The following is a 20,380-nucleotide window of genomic DNA, read 5'->3' as shown; positions in this document are numbered from 1 at the left end:
TAATCTTCAGGTTAATATTAACGTCCACCTGGCTCCGTGCCGGATGGGGTTGTTTCACATACCCGCCGTCAATCCATTGCAGCGGGGGTACTGCTAAATCGGTCGCGATTACGCGAGTGCCAGTTTTTGGCGCGCATATTGTAGCGCTTTTTCAATCACTTGCTCAATAGTTAAACTGGTTGAATCCAGCACTAATGCGTCTTGCGCGGGAACAAGTGGTGCGACGGCGCGGTTACGATCGCGGTCATCGCGCTCTTTTATCTCGGATAAAAGGCGATCAAAGTTAACACTAAACCCCTTTTCCTGCAACTGAAGCATGCGGCGTTGAGCACGTTCTTCTGAAGAGGCGTCAAGGAAAATTTTCACTGGCGCATCGGGGAATACCACGGTTCCCATGTCGCGGCCGTCGGCGATCAGCCCCGGCGCTTCACGGAAACCGCGCTGGCGACGTAACAGCGCTTCACGAACGCGTGGGAAAGCCGCCACCTGAGAGGCCGCATTGGCCACTTCTTGCGTACGGATTTCACCGCTGACATCTTCCCCTTCCAGGATCACTTCAAGGTTGCCATCGGTCGAGACAAAGCGCACATCCAGATGCGCAGCCAACGGTACCAGCGCTTCTTCAGACGCAACATCCACATGATGATGCAGCGCAGCCAGCGCCAGCACGCGATAGATTGCTCCCGAATCTAAAAGATGCCATTGCAATGCTTCCGCCATCGCTTTGCACAGAGTACCTTTCCCTGCGCCACTTGGCCCATCAATGGTGATTACCGGGGCAATTGCCGTCATCTTTTTCTCCTTAATTAAGGCATACCGTTTACATGAACGCCGCGCATTATACGCGCCAACGTGCGCAACTGTTACCTTTGCGTGCAAATTACGGAATGATTGAAGCAGAGTGTAGAAGAAATGAAAGAGGATGAGTGTCAGAAAGCGTAAGGAAATGCCGCATCAGGTGATGCGGCATACGATCATCAGGCCAGGGTGCTAATGCGCGCCAGCTGTTCGAAGTAGTCCGGGAACGTTTTTGCCGTACACTTCGGATCAAGGATAGTGACTGGCGTATCTGACAACGCCACCAGCGAGAAACACATCGCCATGCGGTGATCGTTGTAGGTGCCAATTTCTGCAAATTGCAGTTTTGCCGGCGGCGTGACGCGAATGTAGTCTTCGCCCTCTTCTACCTCGGCCCCCACTTTACGCAGCTCGGTTGCCATCGCGAACAGGCGGTCCGTCTCTTTCACACGCCAGTTGTAAATGTTTCGCAGCGTGGTGGTGCCTTTCGCAAACAGCGCAGCGGTGGCAATGGTCATCGCCGCATCCGGAATATGGTTCATATCCATATCGATGGCGTTCAGCTCACCGTGGGTGCAGGAGATGAAGTCATCGCCCCAGGTCACCACCGCGCCCATTTTTTCCAGCACGTCAGCAAAACGGATATCGCCCTGCACGCTGTTGCGGCCAATGCCCGTCACTTTAACCGTACCGCCTTTAATCGCGCCTGCGGCAAGGAAATAGGAGGCGGATGAAGCATCGCCTTCAACCAGGTAGTGGCCCGGGGAGTGATACTGCTGCGCTCCGCGCACCACGAAAAGCTGATAAGACTGGTTTTCCACCTCAACACCAAAGGTGTTCATCAGGTGCAGGGTGATATCAATGTACGGCTTAGAAACCAGGTCGCCTTTAATGTTGATGACGGTGTCCTGTGGTGCCAGCGGTGCGGTCATCAGCAGCGCGGTCAGGAACTGGCTGGAAACGCTACCGTCAACCTCAACATTGCCGCCAGTGAATCCCCCGCGCAGACGCAGGGGCGGGTAATTTTCCTGCTCAAGATAATCAATCTGCGCGCCGCCCTGACGCAGGGCATCCACCAGATGGCCGATCGGACGCTCTTTCATTCGCGGCTCACCGGTCAGCACAATATCGTTACTCCCCAGACACAGCGCTGCGGCCAGAGGACGCATCGCGGTACCGGCGTTACCCAGGAAAAGCTCCAGCGCTTCAGCAGAATGTAACGCGCCGCCGTTACCGGTGACTTCACAACGGGTACGATCGTCAGACAGCGCGTACTGAACGCCCAACGCTTTCAGTGCATTGAGCATATGGCGCACGTCATCGCTGTCCAGCAGATTAGTGAGGACGGTGGTGCCGTTTGCCAGAGCTGCCAGCAGCAGAGCGCGGTTCGAGACACTTTTTGAACCAGGCAGATTAATGGTGCCATCTACCCGCGCGATAGGTTGTAACGTCAGGGATTCCATGAAACTCAACTCTCAACTCAACATAATAAAAACCCCGCAGGAACGCTGCGGGGGTGAAAAACAGCCAATTAACCGTGACGACGTTCGAAGTCGATCATGAAATCAGTCAGGGCTTTAACGCCCTCCAGCGGCATGGCGTTATAGATAGAGGCGCGCATTCCGCCTACCACACGGTGGCCTTTCAGCGCATGCAGACCCGCCGCGAAGGACTCTTCCAGGAACACGTTATCCAGGTTGCTGTCCGCCAGCTGGAACGGCACGTTCATGCGCGAACGGTTAGTTTTGGCGACATCGTTACGGTAGAAATCGCTCTTGTCGATCACGCCGTACAGCAGTTCAGCCTTTTGCTGATTGATCTTATCCATCTGCGCCACACCGCCTTTTTGCTTCAGCCATTTGAAGACCAGGCCGGAGAGATACCAGGCAAACGTTGGTGGGGTGTTGAACATGGAATCGTTGTCGTTCAGGACGGTGTAATCCAGAATTGACGGGCAAGACTTATGGGCTTTCCCCAGCAGGTCTTCACGCACAATAACGATAGTCAGACCCGCAGGACCGATGTTTTTCTGGGCACCCGCGTAGATGACGCCGTAGCGGCTGACATCCAGCGGGGTGGACAGAATGGTTGAAGAGAGATCCGCCGTCACAATGACATTTTCGCCAAAGTCTGGCTCTTCGTGAATGGCAATACCGTCGATGGTTTCGTTCGGGCAGTAGTGAAGATACGCGGCGTTGTCAGAAAGCTGCCACTCACTCATCGGCTTCACGGCGCGCAGACCGTCAACGGTCACTTTGGCATCGATGACATTCGGCGTGCAATATTTGTGCGCTTCTTTTACCGCACTGGCCGCCCAGTAGCCGGCATCAACGTAATCAGCGGTGGTTTTGTCGCCCAGTAGATTGAGCGGGATACCCGCAAACTGGCCGCGTCCACCGCCATGACAGAACAATACTTTGTAGTTCGAGGGAATGTTCAGCAGATCGCGAAAATCCTTTTCTGCTTCTTCCGCCACCTGAATAAACGCTTTACCCCGGTGGCTGACTTCCATCACCGACGTACCCAGACCGTTCCAGTCACACAGCTCCTGTTGAGCCTGTTTGAGCACGTCTGCCGGTAACATTGCCGGACCTGAACTGAAATTAAAGACTTGAGCCATTTCCCCTCACCACGCTAAAAGCCATAAGTTATAACTGTGGATATCGGTTTTATCATTCAGTGACACGCGCCGCAATGTCTAAAACTGATGGCCGAAGAAATGTGCCCCTCGTCACACAATACAATCTGCCGTACCGTTGTCACAAAACCGACAAAATCGCTGTCAGGTGTTACGTTTAGCCCGGCTAACCTTCGTCCATTCTGGATTCGTACAGCGGGGGCATAATTGATGATCGCCCGCCTGCATAACCACGACATGACTACATTTTATGCAGGCGTACTCGCCCGCTTCAGGTACAGTTTTGTATCGCTCGATGAGCATATCCGGCAGGATGCACAGGCCGGGCTTCACCTCATCGTCGGAATAGTAATAGACGCTGATTTGACCATTCGTTTCCATAATCGCCAGACGCACCTGCCCCAGTTGCTCAACGCTGCTCAAACGGAGTTCCATAAAGAACTCAAACTCCGTCATATTGGCGCTTTGCACATTCTCCCAGGCCAGTTGACCATCTTCGACAATCACCACCGGCTTCCCTTCGAGCAGATCTTCCAGTTTCTCACTTTTCGACATCAGCCACATGACCAGCCGGTACAGCAGTGCAAGCGTCACGAAGACGATAAAGACCGGCACCATCGGCACATCGTCATAAAAGGCAACGTCCCCTGCCGCCGACCCCAGCGTCAGGATGATCAGCACTTCAAACAGCGACATCTGCCGCACGCCGCGACGTCCGGTAATTTTCAGAAACAGGAAAACGAGTACAAAGGTGTACAGGCTGCGCAGCGCTACTTCGCCTAAAAACTCAGGAGGGACTTTATCAAACGCCATCCGCTGGAGATCGAAAGCTTTCATTTTTTTATGCCTTAACAGTAGGTTACTGCTTATAAGCATAGTCCAGCCATTTATTTTCGCCGGAGATAGCACCCGTCACGCAAAACCCGTATCATTGCGCGCTTTACGTACGATAAAAGTGAACGCCATGACTCAAACGTTTATCCCCGGCAAAGACGCCGCTCTGGAAGATTCCATCGCTCGCTTCCAGCAGAAACTGACCGACCTGGGCTTTAATATCGAAGAAGCCTCCTGGCTGAATCCGGTGCCTCACGTCTGGTCCGTGCATATTCGCGACAAAGACTGTGCGCTGTGCTTTACCAACGGTAAAGGCGCGACCAAAAAAGCGGCACTGGCCTCTGCGCTGGGTGAGTATTTTGAGCGTCTGTCCACCAACTACTTCTTCGCCGACTTCTGGCTGGGCGAAACTATTGCCAACGGTCCGTTCGTTCACTATCCGAACGAAAAATGGTTCCCGCTGACCGAAAACGATGAACTGCCGGAAGGCATTCTCGATGCCCGCCTGCGCGCGTTCTACGATCCGGAAAACGAACTGACCGGCAGCATGTTGATCGACCTGCAATCCGGCAATGAGGATCGTGGGATCTGCGCCCTGCCGTTCACCCGTCAGTCTGACGAGCAGACCGTTTATATCCCGATGAACATCGTCGGCAACCTGTATGTGTCTAACGGCATGTCTGCCGGTAATACCCGCAACGAAGCGCGCGTGCAGGGATTGTCTGAAGTTTTCGAGCGTCATATCAAAAACCGCATTATTGCTGAATCCATCAGCCTGCCGGAGATCCCGGCTGACGTGCTGGCGCGCTACCCGGGCGTGGTGGAATCCATCGCCAAACTGGAAGCAGAAGGTTTCCCAATCTTTGCTTATGACGGCTCTCTGGGCGGCAAATATCCGGTTATCTGCGTGGTACTGTTCAACCCGGCAAATGGCACCTGCTTCGCCTCCTTCGGCGCGCACCCGGACTTCGGCGTGGCGCTGGAGCGTACCGTAACCGAACTGCTGCAAGGTCGTAGCCTGAAAGATCTCGATGTCTTTACTCCGCCAACCTTTGATGACGAAGAAGTCGCCGAGCACACCAACCTCGAAACACACTTCATCGACTCCAGCGGTTTGATCTCCTGGGATATGTTCAAACAGGACGCGGACTATCCGTTCGTGGACTGGAGCTTTGCCGGTACGACGGAAGAAGAATTCGCCACCCTGATGGCGATCTTCAACGCGGAAGATCAGGAAGTCTACATTGCCGACTATGAACACCTCGGCGTTTACGCGTGCCGTATTATTGTGCCAGGTATGTCGGACATTTATCCGGCAGAAGATCTGTGGCTGGCGAACAACAGCATGGGCGCGCATCTGCGTGAAACCCTGCTGGCCCTGCCAGGCAGCGAGTGGGATAAAGAAGATTATCTGAACCTGATCGCCCAGCTGGACGAAGAAGGACACGATGATTTCACCCGCGTGCGCGAACTGCTGGGTCTGGCGACCGGAAAAGATAACGGCTGGTACACCCTGCGCATCGGCGAGCTGAAAGCGATGCTGGCGCTGGCGGGCGGCGATCTGGATCAGGCTTTGGCCTGGACCGAGTGGACGATGGAGTTTAACCAGTCCGTCTTCTCCGCCGAGCGCACTAACTATTACCGTTGCCTGCAAACGCTGCTCCTGCTTTCTCAGGAAGACGACCGCGAGCCATTGCAGTATCTGAACGCCTTTGTACGTATGTACGGTGCGGATGCCGTTGAAGCTGCCAGCGCGGCGCTAAGCGGTGAAGAACCATTCTACGGCCTGCAAGCGGTTGACAACGATCTGAAAGCCTTCCCGGCGCATCAGTCACTGCTGAATGCGTATGAAAAATTGCAGAAGGCAAAAGCCGCTTACTGGTCAAAATAAGCGCATATAACATTAATGGCTGTAGGCGTATTCAATCGCCTGAGCTATATTACGGGGCAATTTCATTGCCCCTTTTTTTTATTTTTCCGCAATGACGTTTAATTGTAATAATTAAGTTAACCACGGGTAAATATAAAAACGCTTACCTGAGCTTTACTGTTACTAATTATAATAAATACTCCATTTTAATTAACTGTTCCACGGGAGGCTGAAGGAAAAAATTCAACTCTTTTCATAACTTTTAAAATTTATTTTTATACGGATAATCAAATACTTACTCCGCTTTTGCTGTAAAACCATACACACTGCGGGCCTATAAGCCAGGCGAGATATGATCTATATCAATTTCTCTTCTATAATGCTTTGTTAGTATCTCGTCGCCGACTTAATAAAGAGAGAGTTAGTGTGAAAGCTGACAACCCTTTTGATCTATTACTCCCCGCTGCGATGGCGAAAGTTGCCGAAGAAGCGGGTGTCTACAAAGCCACGAAACATCCGATGACGACGTTCTTTCTGGCCATTACGGCTGGGGTGTTCATCTCCATCGCTTTCGTCTTCTATATCACAGCCACCACCGGCACTGCCGGGATGCCTTTCGGCATAGCGAAACTGATTGGTGGTATTTGCTTCTCACTGGGCCTGATTCTCTGCGTCATCTGCGGCGCCGACCTCTTCACCTCAACGGTGCTGATTGTGGTGGCAAAAGCCAGCGGAAGAATTACCTGGGGTCAACTGGGGCGCAACTGGCTCAACGTTTACGTTGGCAACCTGATTGGCTGTCTGCTCTTTGTTCTGTTGATGTGGCTCTCTGGCGAGTATATGACCGCCAACGGCGGCTGGGGGCTTAACGTCCTGCAAACCGCCGACCACAAAATGCACCATACATTTATCGAAGCTGTTGCTCTCGGCATCCTCGCAAACCTGATGGTCTGCCTGGCGGTCTGGATGAGCTACTCTGGTCGTAGCCTGATGGATAAAGCCATGATTATGGTTCTGCCGGTTGCGATGTTTGTTGCCAGCGGCTTTGAGCACAGTATTGCGAATATGTTCATGATCCCGATGGGGATTGTTATCCGCAACTTTGCAAGCCCGGAGTTCTGGACTGCTGTAGGTTCAACCCCGGAAAGTTTTTCACACCTGACTATTATGAACTTCATTACTGATAACCTGATCCCCGTCACTATCGGGAACATTATCGGTGGGGGTCTGTTAGTTGGGTTGACATACTGGGTCATTTACCTGCGTGGCGGCGATCATCATTAATGGTTGTCTCAGGCAGTAAATAAAAAATCCACTTAAGAAGGTAGGTGTTACATGTCCGAGCTTAATGAAAAGTTAGCCACAGCCTGGGAAGGTTTTACGAAAGGTGACTGGCAGAATGAAGTCAACGTCCGTGACTTCATTCAGAAAAACTATACCCCGTATGAAGGTGACGAATCCTTCCTGGCTGGTGCGACTGACGCAACCACCAAGCTGTGGGACAGCGTAATGGAAGGCGTTAAACTGGAAAACCGCACTCACGCGCCAGTTGATTTTGACACCTCCGTTGCTTCTACCATCACTTCTCACGATGCTGGCTACATCAACAAAGCCCTTGAGAAAATCGTTGGTCTGCAAACTGAAGCACCACTGAAACGCGCAATCATCCCGTTCGGTGGTATCAAAATGGTTGAAGGTTCCTGCAAGGCGTATAACCGCGAGCTGGACCCAATGCTGAAAAAAATCTTCACCGAATACCGTAAAACCCATAACCAGGGCGTATTCGATGTTTACACCAAAGACATTCTGAACTGCCGTAAATCTGGCGTTCTGACCGGTCTGCCAGATGCCTATGGCCGTGGCCGTATCATCGGTGACTACCGTCGCGTTGCGCTGTACGGTATCGACTTCCTGATGAAAGACAAATACGCACAGTTCGTCTCTCTCCAGTCTGACCTGGAAAACGGCGTAAACCTGGAAGCGACTATCCGTCTGCGTGAAGAGATCGCTGAACAGCACCGTGCGCTGGGTCAGATCAAAGAGATGGCGGCTAAATACGGCTGCGATATCTCTGGTCCTGCAACCAACGCTCAGGAAGCTATCCAGTGGACCTACTTCGGCTACCTGGCCGCTGTTAAGTCTCAGAACGGTGCAGCAATGTCCTTCGGCCGCGTATCCACCTTCCTGGATGCGTACATCGAACGTGACCTGAAAGCAGGCAAAATCACCGAACAAGACGCTCAGGAAATGATTGACCACCTGGTCATGAAACTGCGTATGGTTCGCTTCCTGCGTACCCCAGAATATGATGAGCTGTTCTCTGGTGACCCAATCTGGGCAACCGAATCTATCGGCGGTATGGGCGTAGATGGCCGTACTCTGGTAACCAAAAACAGCTTCCGCTTCCTGAACACCCTGTACACCATGGGTCCTTCTCCGGAGCCGAACATCACCGTTCTGTGGTCTGAAAAACTGCCTCTGAACTTCAAGAAATTCGCCGCTAAAGTGTCCATCGACACTTCTTCTCTGCAATACGAGAACGATGACCTGATGCGTCCTGACTTCAACAACGATGACTACGCTATCGCTTGCTGCGTAAGTCCAATGGTTGTTGGTAAACAAATGCAGTTCTTCGGTGCGCGTGCAAACCTGGCGAAAACCATGCTGTACGCAATCAACGGCGGCGTTGATGAAAAACTGAAAATGCAGGTTGGTCCTAAGTCTGAACCGATCAAAGGCGACGTGCTGAACTATGACGAAGTCATGGAGCGCATGGACCACTTCATGGACTGGCTGGCTAAACAGTACGTGACCGCGCTGAACGTTATCCACTACATGCACGACAAGTACAGCTACGAAGCCTCTCTGATGGCGCTGCACGACCGTGACGTCGTTCGCACCATGGCGTGTGGTATCGCAGGTCTGTCCGTTGCTGCTGACTCCCTGTCTGCAATCAAATATGCGAAAGTTAAACCAATTCGTGACGAAGATGGTCTGGCTATCGACTTCGAAATCGAAGGCGAATATCCGCAGTTTGGTAACAACGACGCTCGCGTTGATGACATGGCGGTTGACCTGGTAGAACGTTTCATGAAGAAAATTCAGAAACTCACTACCTATCGTAACGCTATCCCGACTCAGTCTGTTCTGACCATCACCTCTAACGTTGTGTATGGTAAGAAAACCGGTAACACCCCAGACGGTCGTCGTGCTGGCGCGCCATTCGGCCCAGGTGCTAACCCAATGCACGGTCGTGACCAGAAAGGTGCGGTTGCCTCTCTGACCTCCGTTGCTAAACTGCCGTTTGCTTACGCGAAAGATGGTATCTCTTACACCTTCTCTATCGTGCCAAACGCGCTGGGTAAAGACGACGAAGTGCGTAAAACTAACCTCGCGGGTCTGATGGATGGTTACTTCCACCACGAAGCGTCCATCGAAGGTGGTCAGCACCTGAACGTGAACGTGATGAACCGTGAAATGCTGCTCGACGCGATGGAACACCCTGAGAAATATCCTCAGCTGACCATCCGCGTATCTGGCTACGCAGTACGTTTTAACTCCCTGACGAAAGAACAGCAGCAGGACGTTATTACCCGTACTTTCACTCAGTCCATGTAAGTGGAATTGACTGAAATCACGCGTTAAAAAGCGTACAATAAGGGCTCCACGCAAGTGGGGCCTTTTTAACACCCTCGCTTTATCAGTCTCTTTTGTCCGCTATCTATACTTAATGGATAACAGCCAAAACAGACTCGACATAGCCTTTGAGCTGTGCATCTACATAGGCCCCCGGATGGGCCAAATTCGGAGATATCACCGCAATGTCAATTATTGGTCGCATTCACTCCTTTGAATCCTGTGGCACCGTCGATGGCCCGGGGATCCGCTTTATCACTTTCTTCCAGGGCTGCCTGATGCGCTGCCTGTACTGCCATAACCGTGACACCTGGGACACCCATGGCGGTAAAGAAGTCACCGTTGAGGATCTGATGAAAGAGGTGGTGACCTATCGCCACTTCATGAACGCGTCCGGCGGTGGCGTGACGGCATCCGGCGGTGAAGCCATTCTTCAGGCTGAATTTGTGCGCGACTGGTTCCGCGCCTGCCACAAAGAAGGCATTCATACCTGCCTCGACACCAACGGCTTTGTGCGCCGTTACGATCCGGTTATTGATGAACTGCTTGAAGTGACCGATCTGGTGATGCTCGATCTCAAGCAGATGAACGATGAGATCCACCAGAATCTGGTTGGCGTTTCAAACCACCGTACGCTGGAATTTGCCAAATACATTGCCAATAAAGGCGTCAAGACCTGGATCCGCTACGTGGTGGTGCCGGGCTGGTCAGATGATGATGACTCTGCACATCGTCTGGGTGAATTTACCCGGGATATGGGTAACGTGGAGAAAATTGAACTCCTGCCCTATCACGAGCTGGGTAAACATAAATGGGTGGCGATGGGTGAAGAGTACAAACTCGATGGCGTGAAGCCGCCGAAAAAAGAGACGATGGAGCGCGTCAAAGGTATTCTTGAGCAGTATGGCCACAAGGTCATGTATTAACGAAAAGGCCCGGTGAAAACCGGGCCTTTTTATATTCTATTTAAAGACGCCATTAATAACGGAAGTCACAATCGCCGTACTCAGCGCAATTAAGACCAGGTCGTCACCTACCACGCGCCATTCATAGCCCGGATAGGAAGGAAGCTGACCCAGCATATCGGCTGGCACGGTTTTCTTCGCAATGCCCGGCGGCAGTGGCTTACCGCGCGCCAGGTTTTTCGCAATTCCCGGAGGCAGAGAGTCGTAGCCCGTTAAGCCGTAATTCAGTGCCAGATGGCGGGCATGATCAAAGCTCACGCGAGCATCCACATCATTACCGACATCTTTGCTGTTTTTAAAGCTCTTATCCGATTTCCCAGGGTTATCCTGACCGTTATTGTGTTTATTACCATGGTTACCAGCGTTCCCGTTACCATGATTGCCGCTATTACCTTGTCCGCCACCGTTTCCGTGACCACCGCCATTCCCGTTTCCAGGATTAGCCATGGCCGGAGCCGTTGCAAACGTTAAAGCCAACACTACGGCAAGTGCGATAGTGGAAAAACGACGAGTAGACATGATTGCTGCCTTTTAGTGGTAAACTCATTTGAATTATCGCCAGGCAGTAAAAACTCACAATAAGTAAAAGTCTTATATGTGACAGGGACAAAAAAGCCTGTCATCGACAGGCTTTTAATAAGTCATGCATGGGCCACTGGCGTTGGATGTTCGCCCACTTTGCGCAGCAGCATTAACAGATAAATAAACGACACGCTGGCGATCATAATAAACAGCAGATTGTCAGAATAATTTTGCATGAGCATAGCGGTAAAAGTCGGCCCCAGTAAACTGCCGATGGTGTAACTCAGCAACAAAGCCTGGTTCATTGCAACCAGCTGGTGATGCTCAACTTTCTCACAGGCCCAGGCCATCGCGACCGGATAGAGGGTAAAGCCCGCAGCCCCCAGAATGAACAGCGCAGGCGCCATCGCGGCGTTGCTGAGCATGGCGAGACAGCCCATGATGACCACGAAGACCTGAACGCGCAGCACCAGCAGACGACCAAAGCGGTCCGCCAGGCGGCCAATCGGCCACTGGCCGACAATCCCCGCGCTGACCATCACCGCCATCCAGAAACCGATCCCGGAATCACTGACGCCCTGATGGTTAAGATAGAGCGGCATCAGGCCATAGAGCGAGCCCAGCACAATCCCGGAAATAATGCAGCCGTTAACCCCCAGACGCGCCTGGCGCAGTCTCAGCATCGGCCAGACGTGGGTAGCTTCCTGATGCTCGCTGTTTTGATTCACAATGCGGGTAAAGAGCAGCGGCAGGATCGCCGCCAGAACCATGCCCGTCACCCACGGCAGCACGCTCATCAGGTCGGTTGGCAGTTTGCTGACCATCAGCTGTCCCAGAACGGTACCGACGTAGTAAACCATCATATAGGCCGCCAGCAGACGCCCGCGATTACGGGACGTTCCGCTGCACATTAGCGCACTTTCAACCACCACCCAGATCATGGCGCAGCCGACGCCCGCAATAAAGCGCCAGACCATCCAGCTCCAGAAGCCGACCATGAGGCCTAAACCGGCGCAGCCGACGGCAAAGATCAGCGACGCCAGATAATAACTGCGGTTAAAACCAAAGCGCTTAATGAGGCTGCCCGTTAATAAGGTGCCCAGCAGATTGCCCGTAAAAAAGGACGAGCTAACCATACCCACCTGCCAGGTCGGTAAGTTTTCATGGGCGAGCCATAGCGGGACGAGTGTGTTTAACACCGCGATCGCCAGGGTCAGCAAAAGCAGGCCACAGAGCAACAAAAGCACCGGGCGGGTATAGGTGGTCATGGATTAAAAACCGTGAGGAAGTTCAGATTTCGTGCGCATCATGCCACTGGCAAAAACAAAGTCAATCCACCGATTCAGGCGTCACGCACGTTATGCGCCTTGTCGATTTAAAAAACTCATCCTGCTAATGCAAAGCCTGCTACTGATATTAATTATCTATTTGTTTTTATTTATTTCCGGGAATTTTTACAACGAAACATCAGTCGAAAAATTTCATGAATGAAAAAAGAAAAGCCGGGCGCTATGTCCCGGCTTTTATAACAAAATCTAAAATTAGCTGGCGATAGCCATACCGACCGTCATATGCAGACCGTAAAATACGCCGCGACCAATTAACTCCCCTGCCAGCACCAGCACAAAGGCCAGGGACAGTAACGGCAGCGCAGGCGAGTAACCTTTAAGCTGAGGGGCAATCCAGCACACCAGCGCCGCCGTCAGCAGCACCACACGCCAGGCCATCAGCGAACCGTAATCCGGCACCAGCGCCGAAGCCTGCTGGATAGAGCTGTGAATGGTCGCCAGCTCCGCTCCCTGCATGAGCGCGACAACGGTACTGATTACCAGCGCCAGCAGCGAGACCGCGGGCAGCAGGCGCATCGCCCAACCATTAATGCCAGCCACACGCAGCAGCAGATAACCCAGCAGCGGCCCGCCAATAAACATGGTCAGGAAGAAGCTCATCGGCGTCCAGACGCTGTACCAGGTCGGAACGGTATCGATGGTGTTGTACACCCGGACCATCATCCAGACGAAGACAACGCCCAGTACCATGGTGACGATGAGCCACAACGCGCGTAACCCTGACGGCAGCTTTTTCACCGCTGCCAGTAACCACCCCAGCCCGCCAACGGCAAAGAAGATTGCCCCGCTGGCAATCTCGTTACTCAGCGAAGAGGCACCTACGCGGTTCAGGGAGTTGAACGCGCGCATCGGTGAGCCCAGGTGCAGCGTAGAGGCGATAAACCCAATGCCCATCAACACCCACAGGCCAAACATGCTTAACACCAAACGCTGCTGCTGTTCAGCATTGAGGTTCCCTTTTAACAGCGCCAGCGCAAGGACGATAAACCCGCCCGCCACGCACTGCCCAAAGACCGTGAAGATCATCAGCGGCCATTCATGCCATCCACTTCCCATCTCACACCTCCTTCGGGTTTGCCAGGTAGCCGGTGGTGTCACCCGTCGGACGGCTGTTGGCGTTAGGTTTAATCACAATACTCGGCTTCGTGAAGTGCGCAGACGGCAGCGGCGCGACGGCAGCAAGCTGACCGTGTTTTTTGCGCAGCTCTTCAATCGGGCCAAAGTCCAGCGCGCGCAGCGGGCAGGATTCGACGCAGATGGGCTTTTTGCCGTCCGCCACGCGGCTATGGCAGCCGTCGCACTTGGTCATGTGGCCTTTGGCGGCATTGTACTGCGGCGCGCCGTACGGGCAGGCCATGTGGCAGTAGCGACAGCCGATGCAGACATCCTCGTCCACCACCACAAAACCGTCGTCGCGCTTGTGCATTGCCCCGCTCGGGCAGACCTTGGTACAGGCCGGATCTTCGCAGTGGTTGCAGGCAATCGACAGGTAATAGGCGAAGACATTCTGATGCCAGACGCCGTTGTCCTCCTGCCAGTCGCCGCCCGCGTATTCATAGATACGCCGGAAGCTGACGTCCGGGGTCAGATCTTTGTAATCCTTACAGGCCAGCTCGCAGGTTTTGCACCCGGTGCAGCGGCTGGAATCAATAAAAAATCCATACTGGGTTGTCATCGGTTACTCCTTACGCCTTTTCAACCTGAACGAGGTTTGTGTGGGATGGGTTGCCCTTCGCCAGCGGCGACGGACGCTGCGTAGTGAGAACGTTGATGCAGCCCGCCTGATCGATACGGTTCGCATCCGGGTTATACCAGGCCCCTTCCCCCAGCGCGACAACGCCAGGCATCATACGCGGAGTCACTTTAGCTTCGATATGCACTTCGCCACGTCCGTTGAAGATACGTACGCGATCGCCATTACTGATGCCGCGCGCTTTCGCATCCATCGGGTTGATCCACATCTCCTGTCGGCAGGCCGCTTTCAGTACGTCAACGTTGCCGTAGGTGGAGTGAACACGCGCTTTGTAGTGGAAACCGGTCAACTGAAGCGGGAATTTCGCCGTCAGCGGATCGTTGTAGTTTTCGAAGCCTGGCGTATAAATCGGCAGCGGATCGATAACGTCCCCTTCCGGCAATTCCCACGTTGCGGCAATTTTTGCCAGCTCTTCGGAGTAGATCTCGATTTTGCCCGACGGCGTGGTCAGCGGATTGGCCTGCGGATCGTCGCGGAAGGCTTTATACGCCACGTGATGCCCTTCGGGATCGCGCTGCTTGTACATGCCCTGCTTGCGGAAGGTATCGAAGTCCGGCAGGTCAGGAATGGCTTTGCGTGAGAGCTCGTGCAGATGGCGCATCCACCCTTCCTGAGTACGTCCTTCAGTGAACTGCTGCTCAACGCCAAGACGTTTCGCCAGCTCGGAAGTCATCTCATAGATGGTTTTGCACTCGAAGCGCGGTTTGATGGCCTGGTCAGTGAAGATCACATAGGACATGTTGCCGCAGGAGGCGTCCAGCGCGAAATCCATCTGCTCAGACGCGGTGCAGTCTGGAAGCAGAATATCGGCATACTTCGCCGATGAGGTCATGTGGCAGTCGATCACCACAATCATTTCGCACTTCTTGTCGTCCTGCAAAATTTCATGGGTGCGGTTGATTTCAGAGTGCTGGTTGATCAGGCAGTTACCGGCATAGTTCCAGATCATTTTGATCGGCACGTCCAGCTTATCTTTGCCTCGAACACCGTCACGCAGCGCGGTCATTTCCGGGCCGCGCTCGATCGCGTCCGTCCACATAAACATGGAGATGCTGGTCTGAACCGGGTTATCCAGCGTTGGCATACGTTCAAACGGGACTTCATACGAGCCTTCACGCGCCCCGCTATTACCGCCGTGAATACCAACGTTGCCAGTCAGAATCGAGAGCATAGAAATAGCGCGGGTGGCAATTTCGCCGTTCGCGTGACGCTGTGGTCCCCATCCCTGGCTGATATAAGCCGGTTTTGCTGAACCAATTTCACGGGCCAGCTGAACAATACGCTCGACTGGAATGCCGGTAATGGTGGATGCCCACTCAGGGGTTTTCGCTACCCCGTCGCTGCCCTGACCAAGAATGTACGCTTTGTAATGCCCGTTAGCCGGTGCGCTGGCTGGCAGGGTCTTCTCGTCATAACCCACGCAGTATTTATCAAGGAACGGCTGATCGACGAGGTTTTCAGTGATCATCACATACGCCAGCGCATTGACCAGCGCCGCATCGGTACCAGGGCGAATAGGGATCCACTCGTCTTCACGTCCCGCGCCGGTATCGGTATAGCGCGGATCGACGATGATCATACGTGCGTTGGATTTGGCGCGCGCCTGCTCAAGATAATAGGTTACCCCACCGCCGCTCATCCGGGTTTCGCCTGGGTTGTTACCGAACAACACCACCAGTTTACTGTTTTCGATATCCGACGGGCTGTTACCGTCTGCCCAGCCGCCGTAGGTGTAGTTCAGCCCCGCAGCAATCTGTGCGGAAGAGTAGTCGCCGTAATGATTGAGATAGCCGCCGCAGCAGTTCATCAGGCGCGCCACCAACGTTTTACCCGGCGGCCAGGAGCGGGTCATGGTACCGCCCAGCGTGCCGGTGCCGTAGTTGAGGTAGATGGATTCGTTGCCATACTCTTTGATCAGGCGCTGCATGTTAGTCGCGATAATATCGTAGGCTTCGTCCCAGCTAATACGCTCGAACTTCCCTTCCCCACGCTTACCGACGCGCTTCATTGGGTATTTCAGACGATCCGGGTTATAAACGCGACGGCGCATTGAACGGCCACGCAGACAGGCACGAACCTGATGTAACCCTTCGTAGTTATCATCGCCGGTATTGTCTGTTTCGACATATTTGATTTCACCGTCCACAACATGCATACGCAGAGGACAACGGCTACCACAGTTAACGGTACAGGCACTCCACACCACTTTTTCCGGGGCTGAAGCGGGAGACAGAGCCTCCGCCGCCGACGCCAGACGGGTAAAAGGGAGCGTAAAGGCGCTGCTGGCAACCGCCAGACCGCCTATTGCCGTGGTTTTCATCAACCCACGGCGAGTGACCTCGGCAGCCATTAACGCTTCAGGCGCTTTGATTTTCATAAAGACTCACTTTGGTTGCTCACAAAGAAATAAAGGGCGGCATACACCGCTATATAGTTTTATGTATAGCGATATTTTTGGTTATCAGTGTTTTATGCTGACTTTCGTTCGGAGGAGTATTACTACTTTAGAGGGAGGGGTTATTGCTTCGTATCAAATCAGAGGCATAAAAAAAGCGCCCTGAGGCGCTTTTTTGTCTTAGAGCAAATAATTAGCCGATGAACTGCTGGCCTTTCATGTAAGGGCGCAGCACTTCAGGGATCTCAATGCGTCCGTCAGCCTGCTGGTAGTTTTCCAGCACAGCAACCAGCGTACGGCCTACTGCCAGACCGGAACCGTTCAGGGTATGAACCAGACGGGTTTTCTTGTCAGATTTGCTGCGGCAACGCGCCTGCATACGACGCGCCTGGAAATCCCAGACGTTGGAGCAGGAGGAGATTTCACGGTAGGTGTTCTGCGCAGGCACCCAGACTTCAAGGTCGAAGGTTTTGCAGGCACCGAAGCCCATGTCGCCGGTGCACAGCGCCATACGGCGGTACGGCAGGCCCAGCAGCTCCAGCACTTTCTCAGCATGACCGGTCATCTCTTCCAGCGCGTCCATAGACTCTTCCGGACGAACGATCTGCACCATCTCAACTTTATCGAACTGGTGCATACGGATCAGACCGCGCGTATCGCGACCGTAAGAACCGGCTTCAGAACGGAAACATGGAGAGTGCGCGGTCAGTTTGATTGGCAGATCGTCTTCGTCGATGATCTCATCACGCACGAGGTTGGTCAGCGGCACTTCCGCGGTTGGGATCAGCGCGTAGTTGCTGCTATCTGCTTCCTCGTCCAGCGGACGGGTGTGGAACAGATCGCCGGCAAATTTCGGCAGCTGGCCTGTACCGTACAGCGTATCGTGGTTAACCAGATACGGAACGTAGGTTTCGCTGTAGCCGTGCTGCTCGGTGTGCAGATCCAGCATGAACTGCGCCAGAGCGCGATGCAGATGGGCAATTTGACCTTTCATGACCACAAAGCGAGAACCCGTCAGCTTAACCGCAGCCGCAAAGTCCAGGCCCGCGTGCATTTCGCCCAGCGTGACGTGATCGCGCACCTCGAAGTCAAACTCGCGAGGCGTGCCCCAGCGTTTCACTTCAACGTTGTCGTTTTCGTCTTTGCCGACAGGCACGCTGTCGTCAGGAATGTTCGGGATCGCCAGAGCGATATCACGAATTTCAGCCTGAAGAACATCCAGTTCAGCTTTCGCCTGATCCAGCTCTTCACCCAGTTTGTTCACTTCCAGGCGTAATGGCTCAATATCTTCCCCGCGCGCTTTCGCCTGGCCAATGGATTTCGATCGAGAATTACGCTCTGCTTGCAGATTTTCAGTTTGTACCTGCAAAACTTTACGACGCTCTTCAAGAGCGCGCAGCTTATCTACATCCAGCTTAAAGCCCCGGCGTGCCAGTTTTTCAGCGACTGCGTCTGGCTCATTACGCAGCAGATTGGGATCGAGCATGCTTATCCTGTGCTTATCGAATTAAAAAAGGAAAAAGTGACCACAGCCTGCGGCCACAGAGATATATTGCCAACATTACCGCAACGATTGAACTAACGGTAGCGTTTTATAGGGCTATTTTGATCCTGTCCGGCAAGCCAGGCGAGCTTTTCGCCAATCTTACCCTCAAGACCTCTGTTTGTGGGGTGATAATAGCGGGTTTGTGCCATCTCCTGCGGGAAATACTCTTCCCCGGCGGCGTAGGCGTTGGGTTCATCATGGGCGTAGCGATACTCCTGCCCATACCCCATCTCTTTCATCAATTTGGTTGGCGCATTGCGCAGATGAACCGGCACATCGTAGTCCGGACGTTCACGTGCATCTGACATCGCCGCTTTGAAGGCGGTATACACCGCGTTACTTTTCGGCGCGCAGGCCAGATAGACAATTGCCTGCGCAATGGCACGCTCACCTTCCGCGGGTCCGACGCGGGTAAAGCAGTCCCAGGCGGAAATAGCGACCTGCATGGCGCGTGGATCGGCATTACCGACATCTTCTGACGCGATGGCAAGACAGCGACGCGCGACATATAACGGATCGCCACCGGCGGTAATGATACGCGCGTACCAGTAGAGCGCCGCATCCGGGGCGCTGCCGCGCACGGACTTATGTAATGCAGAGATCAGGTCGTAAAAACGATCGCCTTTATTATCGAAGCGCGCGCTGCGTTCACCGGCTATTTCGGTCAGCAGCTCCTGCTTTAGCACCCGCTTTCCGGCATCATCCACTTCGGCCATATCGGCCATCATTTCCAGCGTATTCAGCGCCCGACGCGCATCGCCGTTGACCAGTTCAGCGATCGCACGACGCGTGTCGTCCGGCAGAACGATATCCTGTCCGCCGTAACCCCGCGCTTTGTCCTCCATCGCCTGGGTCAGAACCTTTTCGATATCCTCTGTGGTCAGGGATTTAAGCAGGTAAACGCGGGCGCGGGAAAGCAGCGCGGAGTTGAGTTCAAACGACGGGTTTTCCGTGGTTGCGCCGATGAAGAAAATCGTGCCGTCTTCAATGTGCGGCAGAAACGCATCCTGTTGGCTCTTGTTGAAGCGGTGGACTTCATCAACAAAAAGAATGGTGCGGCGCCCGGCATTACGGTTTTGCCGCGCGCGCTCGATCGCCTCACGAATCTCCTTTACGCCGGAGGTAACCGCCGAGATGCGCTCAACGTCCGCGTTAGCATAGCGGGCGATCACTTCAGCGAGGGTTGTTTTGCCGGTGCCGGGTGGCCCCCAGAGGATCATGGAGTGCAGATGCCCGGCCTCTATGGCGCGCGGCAAGGGTTTCCCCGCAGCCAGAAGGTGTTGCTGGCCGATGTACTGCGCTAAATTTTCTGGCCGCATACGGGCGGCCAGAGGTTGAAACGCATTATCTGAAAAATCGAGCGAAAGGTTGCTCACTCATGCCTCTTACTTATTACGTTGGTCGTCCACCGTTACGCCCTGCGGCGGGGTAAAGGTGAATTTCGAAGCATCTACGGCGCCGTTTTGCTGAGACTTAAGCTGATAGCTACTGCGCTGATCGTCCTGCTCAACCGCACCGAACTGATTAATGGTACCGTTGCTGCTCACGTTAATGGTGAACTGCTTCAGGTTACCGTTGCTGCCTTTTGGCGTCAGGACGAACTCATCACCGTTTTGTTTAATGTTGTACTGCTGCCAGTCGCTGGACTGGTTACGGGCAATGAGCATAAACGGCGTATTGCTGGTCGCGTCTTTCAGCCAGGTGGCGGTCGCCTGCTCAACAAACGGGTTGTAGAACCATAAGGTTTTCCCGTCGGACACCAGCACGCTTTCATCCGGCTGGGTCATGTGCCAGTTGAAGAGATTCGGGCGTTTCACCCACAAATCCCCCTGACCTTCCTGCACCGCGTTGCCACTGCCGTCAGTCACTTTTTGCGTGAAGCTGGCGTGGAAGCTGCTCACTTTATCCAGTCGGCTTTTAAGGTCGCTGGCTGCATCAGCCCAGACGCTGCTGGCAACAAAACTGGAGAGTAATGCACAGACGATGGCGATTTTTTTCATTGTTATTCCTTAAAATACGTCTTCCCGATATGGGGGTTCCGTTTCTATTCTGGACCTGCCCGAAGGCAGGCGAC

The 20,380-nt window shown here is 53.6% G+C and carries 16 protein-coding genes; 4 read left to right on the top strand and 12 right to left on the bottom strand.

Annotation, left to right across the window (positions count from 1 at the left end):
* Positions 1 to 108 precede the first annotated feature (108 nt).
* From cmk to AC4OVU_RS07940, 4 genes are all read right to left on the bottom strand, one after another.
* Positions 109 to 792 (bottom strand): (d)CMP kinase, encoded by a 684-nt coding sequence (gene cmk / locus AC4OVU_RS07955; RefSeq protein WP_015570968.1) that lies wholly within the window; start codon positions 790 to 792, stop codon positions 109 to 111.
* A 185-nt stretch (positions 793 to 977) separates the two neighbouring features.
* Positions 978 to 2,261 (bottom strand): 3-phosphoshikimate 1-carboxyvinyltransferase, encoded by a 1,284-nt coding sequence (aroA, locus tag AC4OVU_RS07950; protein WP_023296223.1) that lies wholly within the window; start codon positions 2,259 to 2,261, stop codon positions 978 to 980.
* A gap of 68 nt (positions 2,262 to 2,329) precedes the next feature.
* Complete coding sequence (gene serC, locus AC4OVU_RS07945; RefSeq protein WP_017384829.1) at positions 2,330 to 3,418, bottom strand: 3-phosphoserine/phosphohydroxythreonine transaminase; 1,089 nt, start codon at positions 3,416 to 3,418, stop codon at positions 2,330 to 2,332.
* A 162-nt stretch (positions 3,419 to 3,580) separates the two neighbouring features.
* Positions 3,581 to 4,273 carry a DUF421 domain-containing protein gene (locus tag AC4OVU_RS07940; RefSeq protein WP_017693700.1) on the bottom strand — a complete coding sequence of 231 codons (693 nt, stop codon included), beginning with the start codon at positions 4,271 to 4,273 and terminating at the stop codon, positions 3,581 to 3,583.
* 127 nt (positions 4,274 to 4,400) lie between these two features.
* Here AC4OVU_RS07940 and ycaO point away from each other — a divergent pair, with 127 nt between their 5' ends.
* From ycaO to pflA, 4 genes are all read left to right on the top strand, one after another.
* Positions 4,401 to 6,161 (top strand): 30S ribosomal protein S12 methylthiotransferase accessory factor YcaO, encoded by a 1,761-nt coding sequence (ycaO, locus tag AC4OVU_RS07935; RefSeq protein WP_015570974.1) that lies wholly within the window; start codon positions 4,401 to 4,403, stop codon positions 6,159 to 6,161.
* A 405-nt stretch (positions 6,162 to 6,566) separates the two neighbouring features.
* Positions 6,567 to 7,424, top strand: coding sequence for a formate transporter FocA (gene focA, locus AC4OVU_RS07930; protein WP_017384832.1), 858 nt, complete (start codon positions 6,567 to 6,569; stop codon positions 7,422 to 7,424).
* A 51-nt stretch (positions 7,425 to 7,475) separates the two neighbouring features.
* The gene (gene pflB, locus AC4OVU_RS07925) at positions 7,476 to 9,758 is read left to right on the top strand and encodes a formate C-acetyltransferase (protein WP_015570975.1); all 2,283 of its coding nucleotides are present in this window, start codon (positions 7,476 to 7,478) and stop codon (positions 9,756 to 9,758) included.
* Between the two features lie 203 nt (positions 9,759 to 9,961).
* A complete protein-coding gene (pflA, locus tag AC4OVU_RS07920; protein WP_003858250.1) occupies positions 9,962 to 10,702 on the top strand; it encodes a pyruvate formate lyase 1-activating protein in 741 nt (246 codons plus the stop codon).
* A gap of 36 nt (positions 10,703 to 10,738) precedes the next feature.
* Here pflA and AC4OVU_RS07915 read toward each other — a convergent pair whose 3' ends face one another.
* The 8 genes from AC4OVU_RS07915 to lolA all read right to left on the bottom strand — a co-directional run bounded on the left by AC4OVU_RS07915 (position 10,739) and on the right by lolA (position 20,306).
* Complete coding sequence (locus AC4OVU_RS07915; RefSeq protein WP_047717603.1) at positions 10,739 to 11,260, bottom strand: anti-virulence regulator CigR family protein; 522 nt, start codon at positions 11,258 to 11,260, stop codon at positions 10,739 to 10,741.
* Positions 11,261 to 11,382: 122 nt separating this feature from the next.
* Positions 11,383 to 12,531 (bottom strand): MFS transporter, encoded by a 1,149-nt coding sequence (locus AC4OVU_RS07910; RefSeq protein ID WP_003858254.1) that lies wholly within the window; start codon positions 12,529 to 12,531, stop codon positions 11,383 to 11,385.
* A 273-nt stretch (positions 12,532 to 12,804) separates the two neighbouring features.
* Entirely contained in the window at positions 12,805 to 13,668 is an 864-nt protein-coding gene (locus tag AC4OVU_RS07905) for a dimethyl sulfoxide reductase anchor subunit family protein (protein WP_017693703.1), read from the bottom strand.
* 1 nt (position 13,669) lies between these two features.
* Positions 13,670 to 14,287 (bottom strand): DMSO/selenate family reductase complex B subunit, encoded by a 618-nt coding sequence (locus tag AC4OVU_RS07900; protein ID WP_017384545.1) that lies wholly within the window; start codon positions 14,285 to 14,287, stop codon positions 13,670 to 13,672.
* A gap of 10 nt (positions 14,288 to 14,297) precedes the next feature.
* Positions 14,298 to 16,742: a dimethylsulfoxide reductase subunit A gene (gene dmsA, locus AC4OVU_RS07895; RefSeq protein WP_015570977.1), complete on the bottom strand. Its 2,445-nt coding sequence runs from the start codon at positions 16,740 to 16,742 to the stop codon at positions 14,298 to 14,300.
* A 211-nt stretch (positions 16,743 to 16,953) separates the two neighbouring features.
* Positions 16,954 to 18,246 carry a serine--tRNA ligase gene (serS, locus tag AC4OVU_RS07890; protein ID WP_003858266.1) on the bottom strand — a complete coding sequence of 431 codons (1,293 nt, stop codon included), beginning with the start codon at positions 18,244 to 18,246 and terminating at the stop codon, positions 16,954 to 16,956.
* Between the two features lie 92 nt (positions 18,247 to 18,338).
* On the bottom strand, positions 18,339 to 19,682 hold the full coding sequence (rarA, locus tag AC4OVU_RS07885) for a replication-associated recombination protein RarA (protein ID WP_006809396.1): 1,344 nt from the start codon (positions 19,680 to 19,682) through the stop codon (positions 18,339 to 18,341).
* Between the two features lie 9 nt (positions 19,683 to 19,691).
* Positions 19,692 to 20,306 carry an outer membrane lipoprotein periplasmic chaperone LolA gene (gene lolA, locus AC4OVU_RS07880; protein WP_017384837.1) on the bottom strand — a complete coding sequence of 205 codons (615 nt, stop codon included), beginning with the start codon at positions 20,304 to 20,306 and terminating at the stop codon, positions 19,692 to 19,694.
* Positions 20,307 to 20,380: the final 74 nt, after the last annotated feature.

The sequence above is a fragment of the Enterobacter sp. 6722112 genome (assembly GCF_058661685.1).
Note: the sequence above shows the minus strand (reverse complement) of the source record. Positions and strands in the feature narration are given on the sequence as shown.

Excerpts from the sequence above, each read along its gene's own strand:
- cmk (WP_015570968.1), bottom strand. The coding sequence starts at position 792 with ATGACGGCAATTGCCCCGGTAATCACCATTGATGGGCCAAGTGGCGCA.
- aroA (WP_023296223.1), bottom strand. The coding sequence starts at position 2,261 with ATGGAATCCCTGACGTTACAACCTATCGCGCGGGTAGATGGCACCATT.
- serC (WP_017384829.1), bottom strand. The coding sequence starts at position 3,418 with ATGGCTCAAGTCTTTAATTTCAGTTCAGGTCCGGCAATGTTACCGGCA.
- AC4OVU_RS07940 (WP_017693700.1), bottom strand. The coding sequence starts at position 4,273 with ATGAAAGCTTTCGATCTCCAGCGGATGGCGTTTGATAAAGTCCCTCCT.
- ycaO (WP_015570974.1), top strand. The coding sequence starts at position 4,401 with ATGACTCAAACGTTTATCCCCGGCAAAGACGCCGCTCTGGAAGATTCC.
- pflB (WP_015570975.1), top strand. The coding sequence starts at position 7,476 with ATGTCCGAGCTTAATGAAAAGTTAGCCACAGCCTGGGAAGGTTTTACG.
- pflA (WP_003858250.1), top strand. The coding sequence starts at position 9,962 with ATGTCAATTATTGGTCGCATTCACTCCTTTGAATCCTGTGGCACCGTC.
- AC4OVU_RS07915 (WP_047717603.1), bottom strand. The coding sequence starts at position 11,260 with ATGTCTACTCGTCGTTTTTCCACTATCGCACTTGCCGTAGTGTTGGCT.
- AC4OVU_RS07910 (WP_003858254.1), bottom strand. The coding sequence starts at position 12,531 with ATGACCACCTATACCCGCCCGGTGCTTTTGTTGCTCTGTGGCCTGCTT.
- AC4OVU_RS07905 (WP_017693703.1), bottom strand. The coding sequence starts at position 13,668 with ATGGGAAGTGGATGGCATGAATGGCCGCTGATGATCTTCACGGTCTTT.
- AC4OVU_RS07900 (WP_017384545.1), bottom strand. The coding sequence starts at position 14,287 with ATGACAACCCAGTATGGATTTTTTATTGATTCCAGCCGCTGCACCGGG.
- dmsA (WP_015570977.1), bottom strand. The coding sequence starts at position 16,742 with ATGAAAATCAAAGCGCCTGAAGCGTTAATGGCTGCCGAGGTCACTCGC.
- serS (WP_003858266.1), bottom strand. The coding sequence starts at position 18,246 with ATGCTCGATCCCAATCTGCTGCGTAATGAGCCAGACGCAGTCGCTGAA.
- lolA (WP_017384837.1), bottom strand. The coding sequence starts at position 20,306 with ATGAAAAAAATCGCCATCGTCTGTGCATTACTCTCCAGTTTTGTTGCC.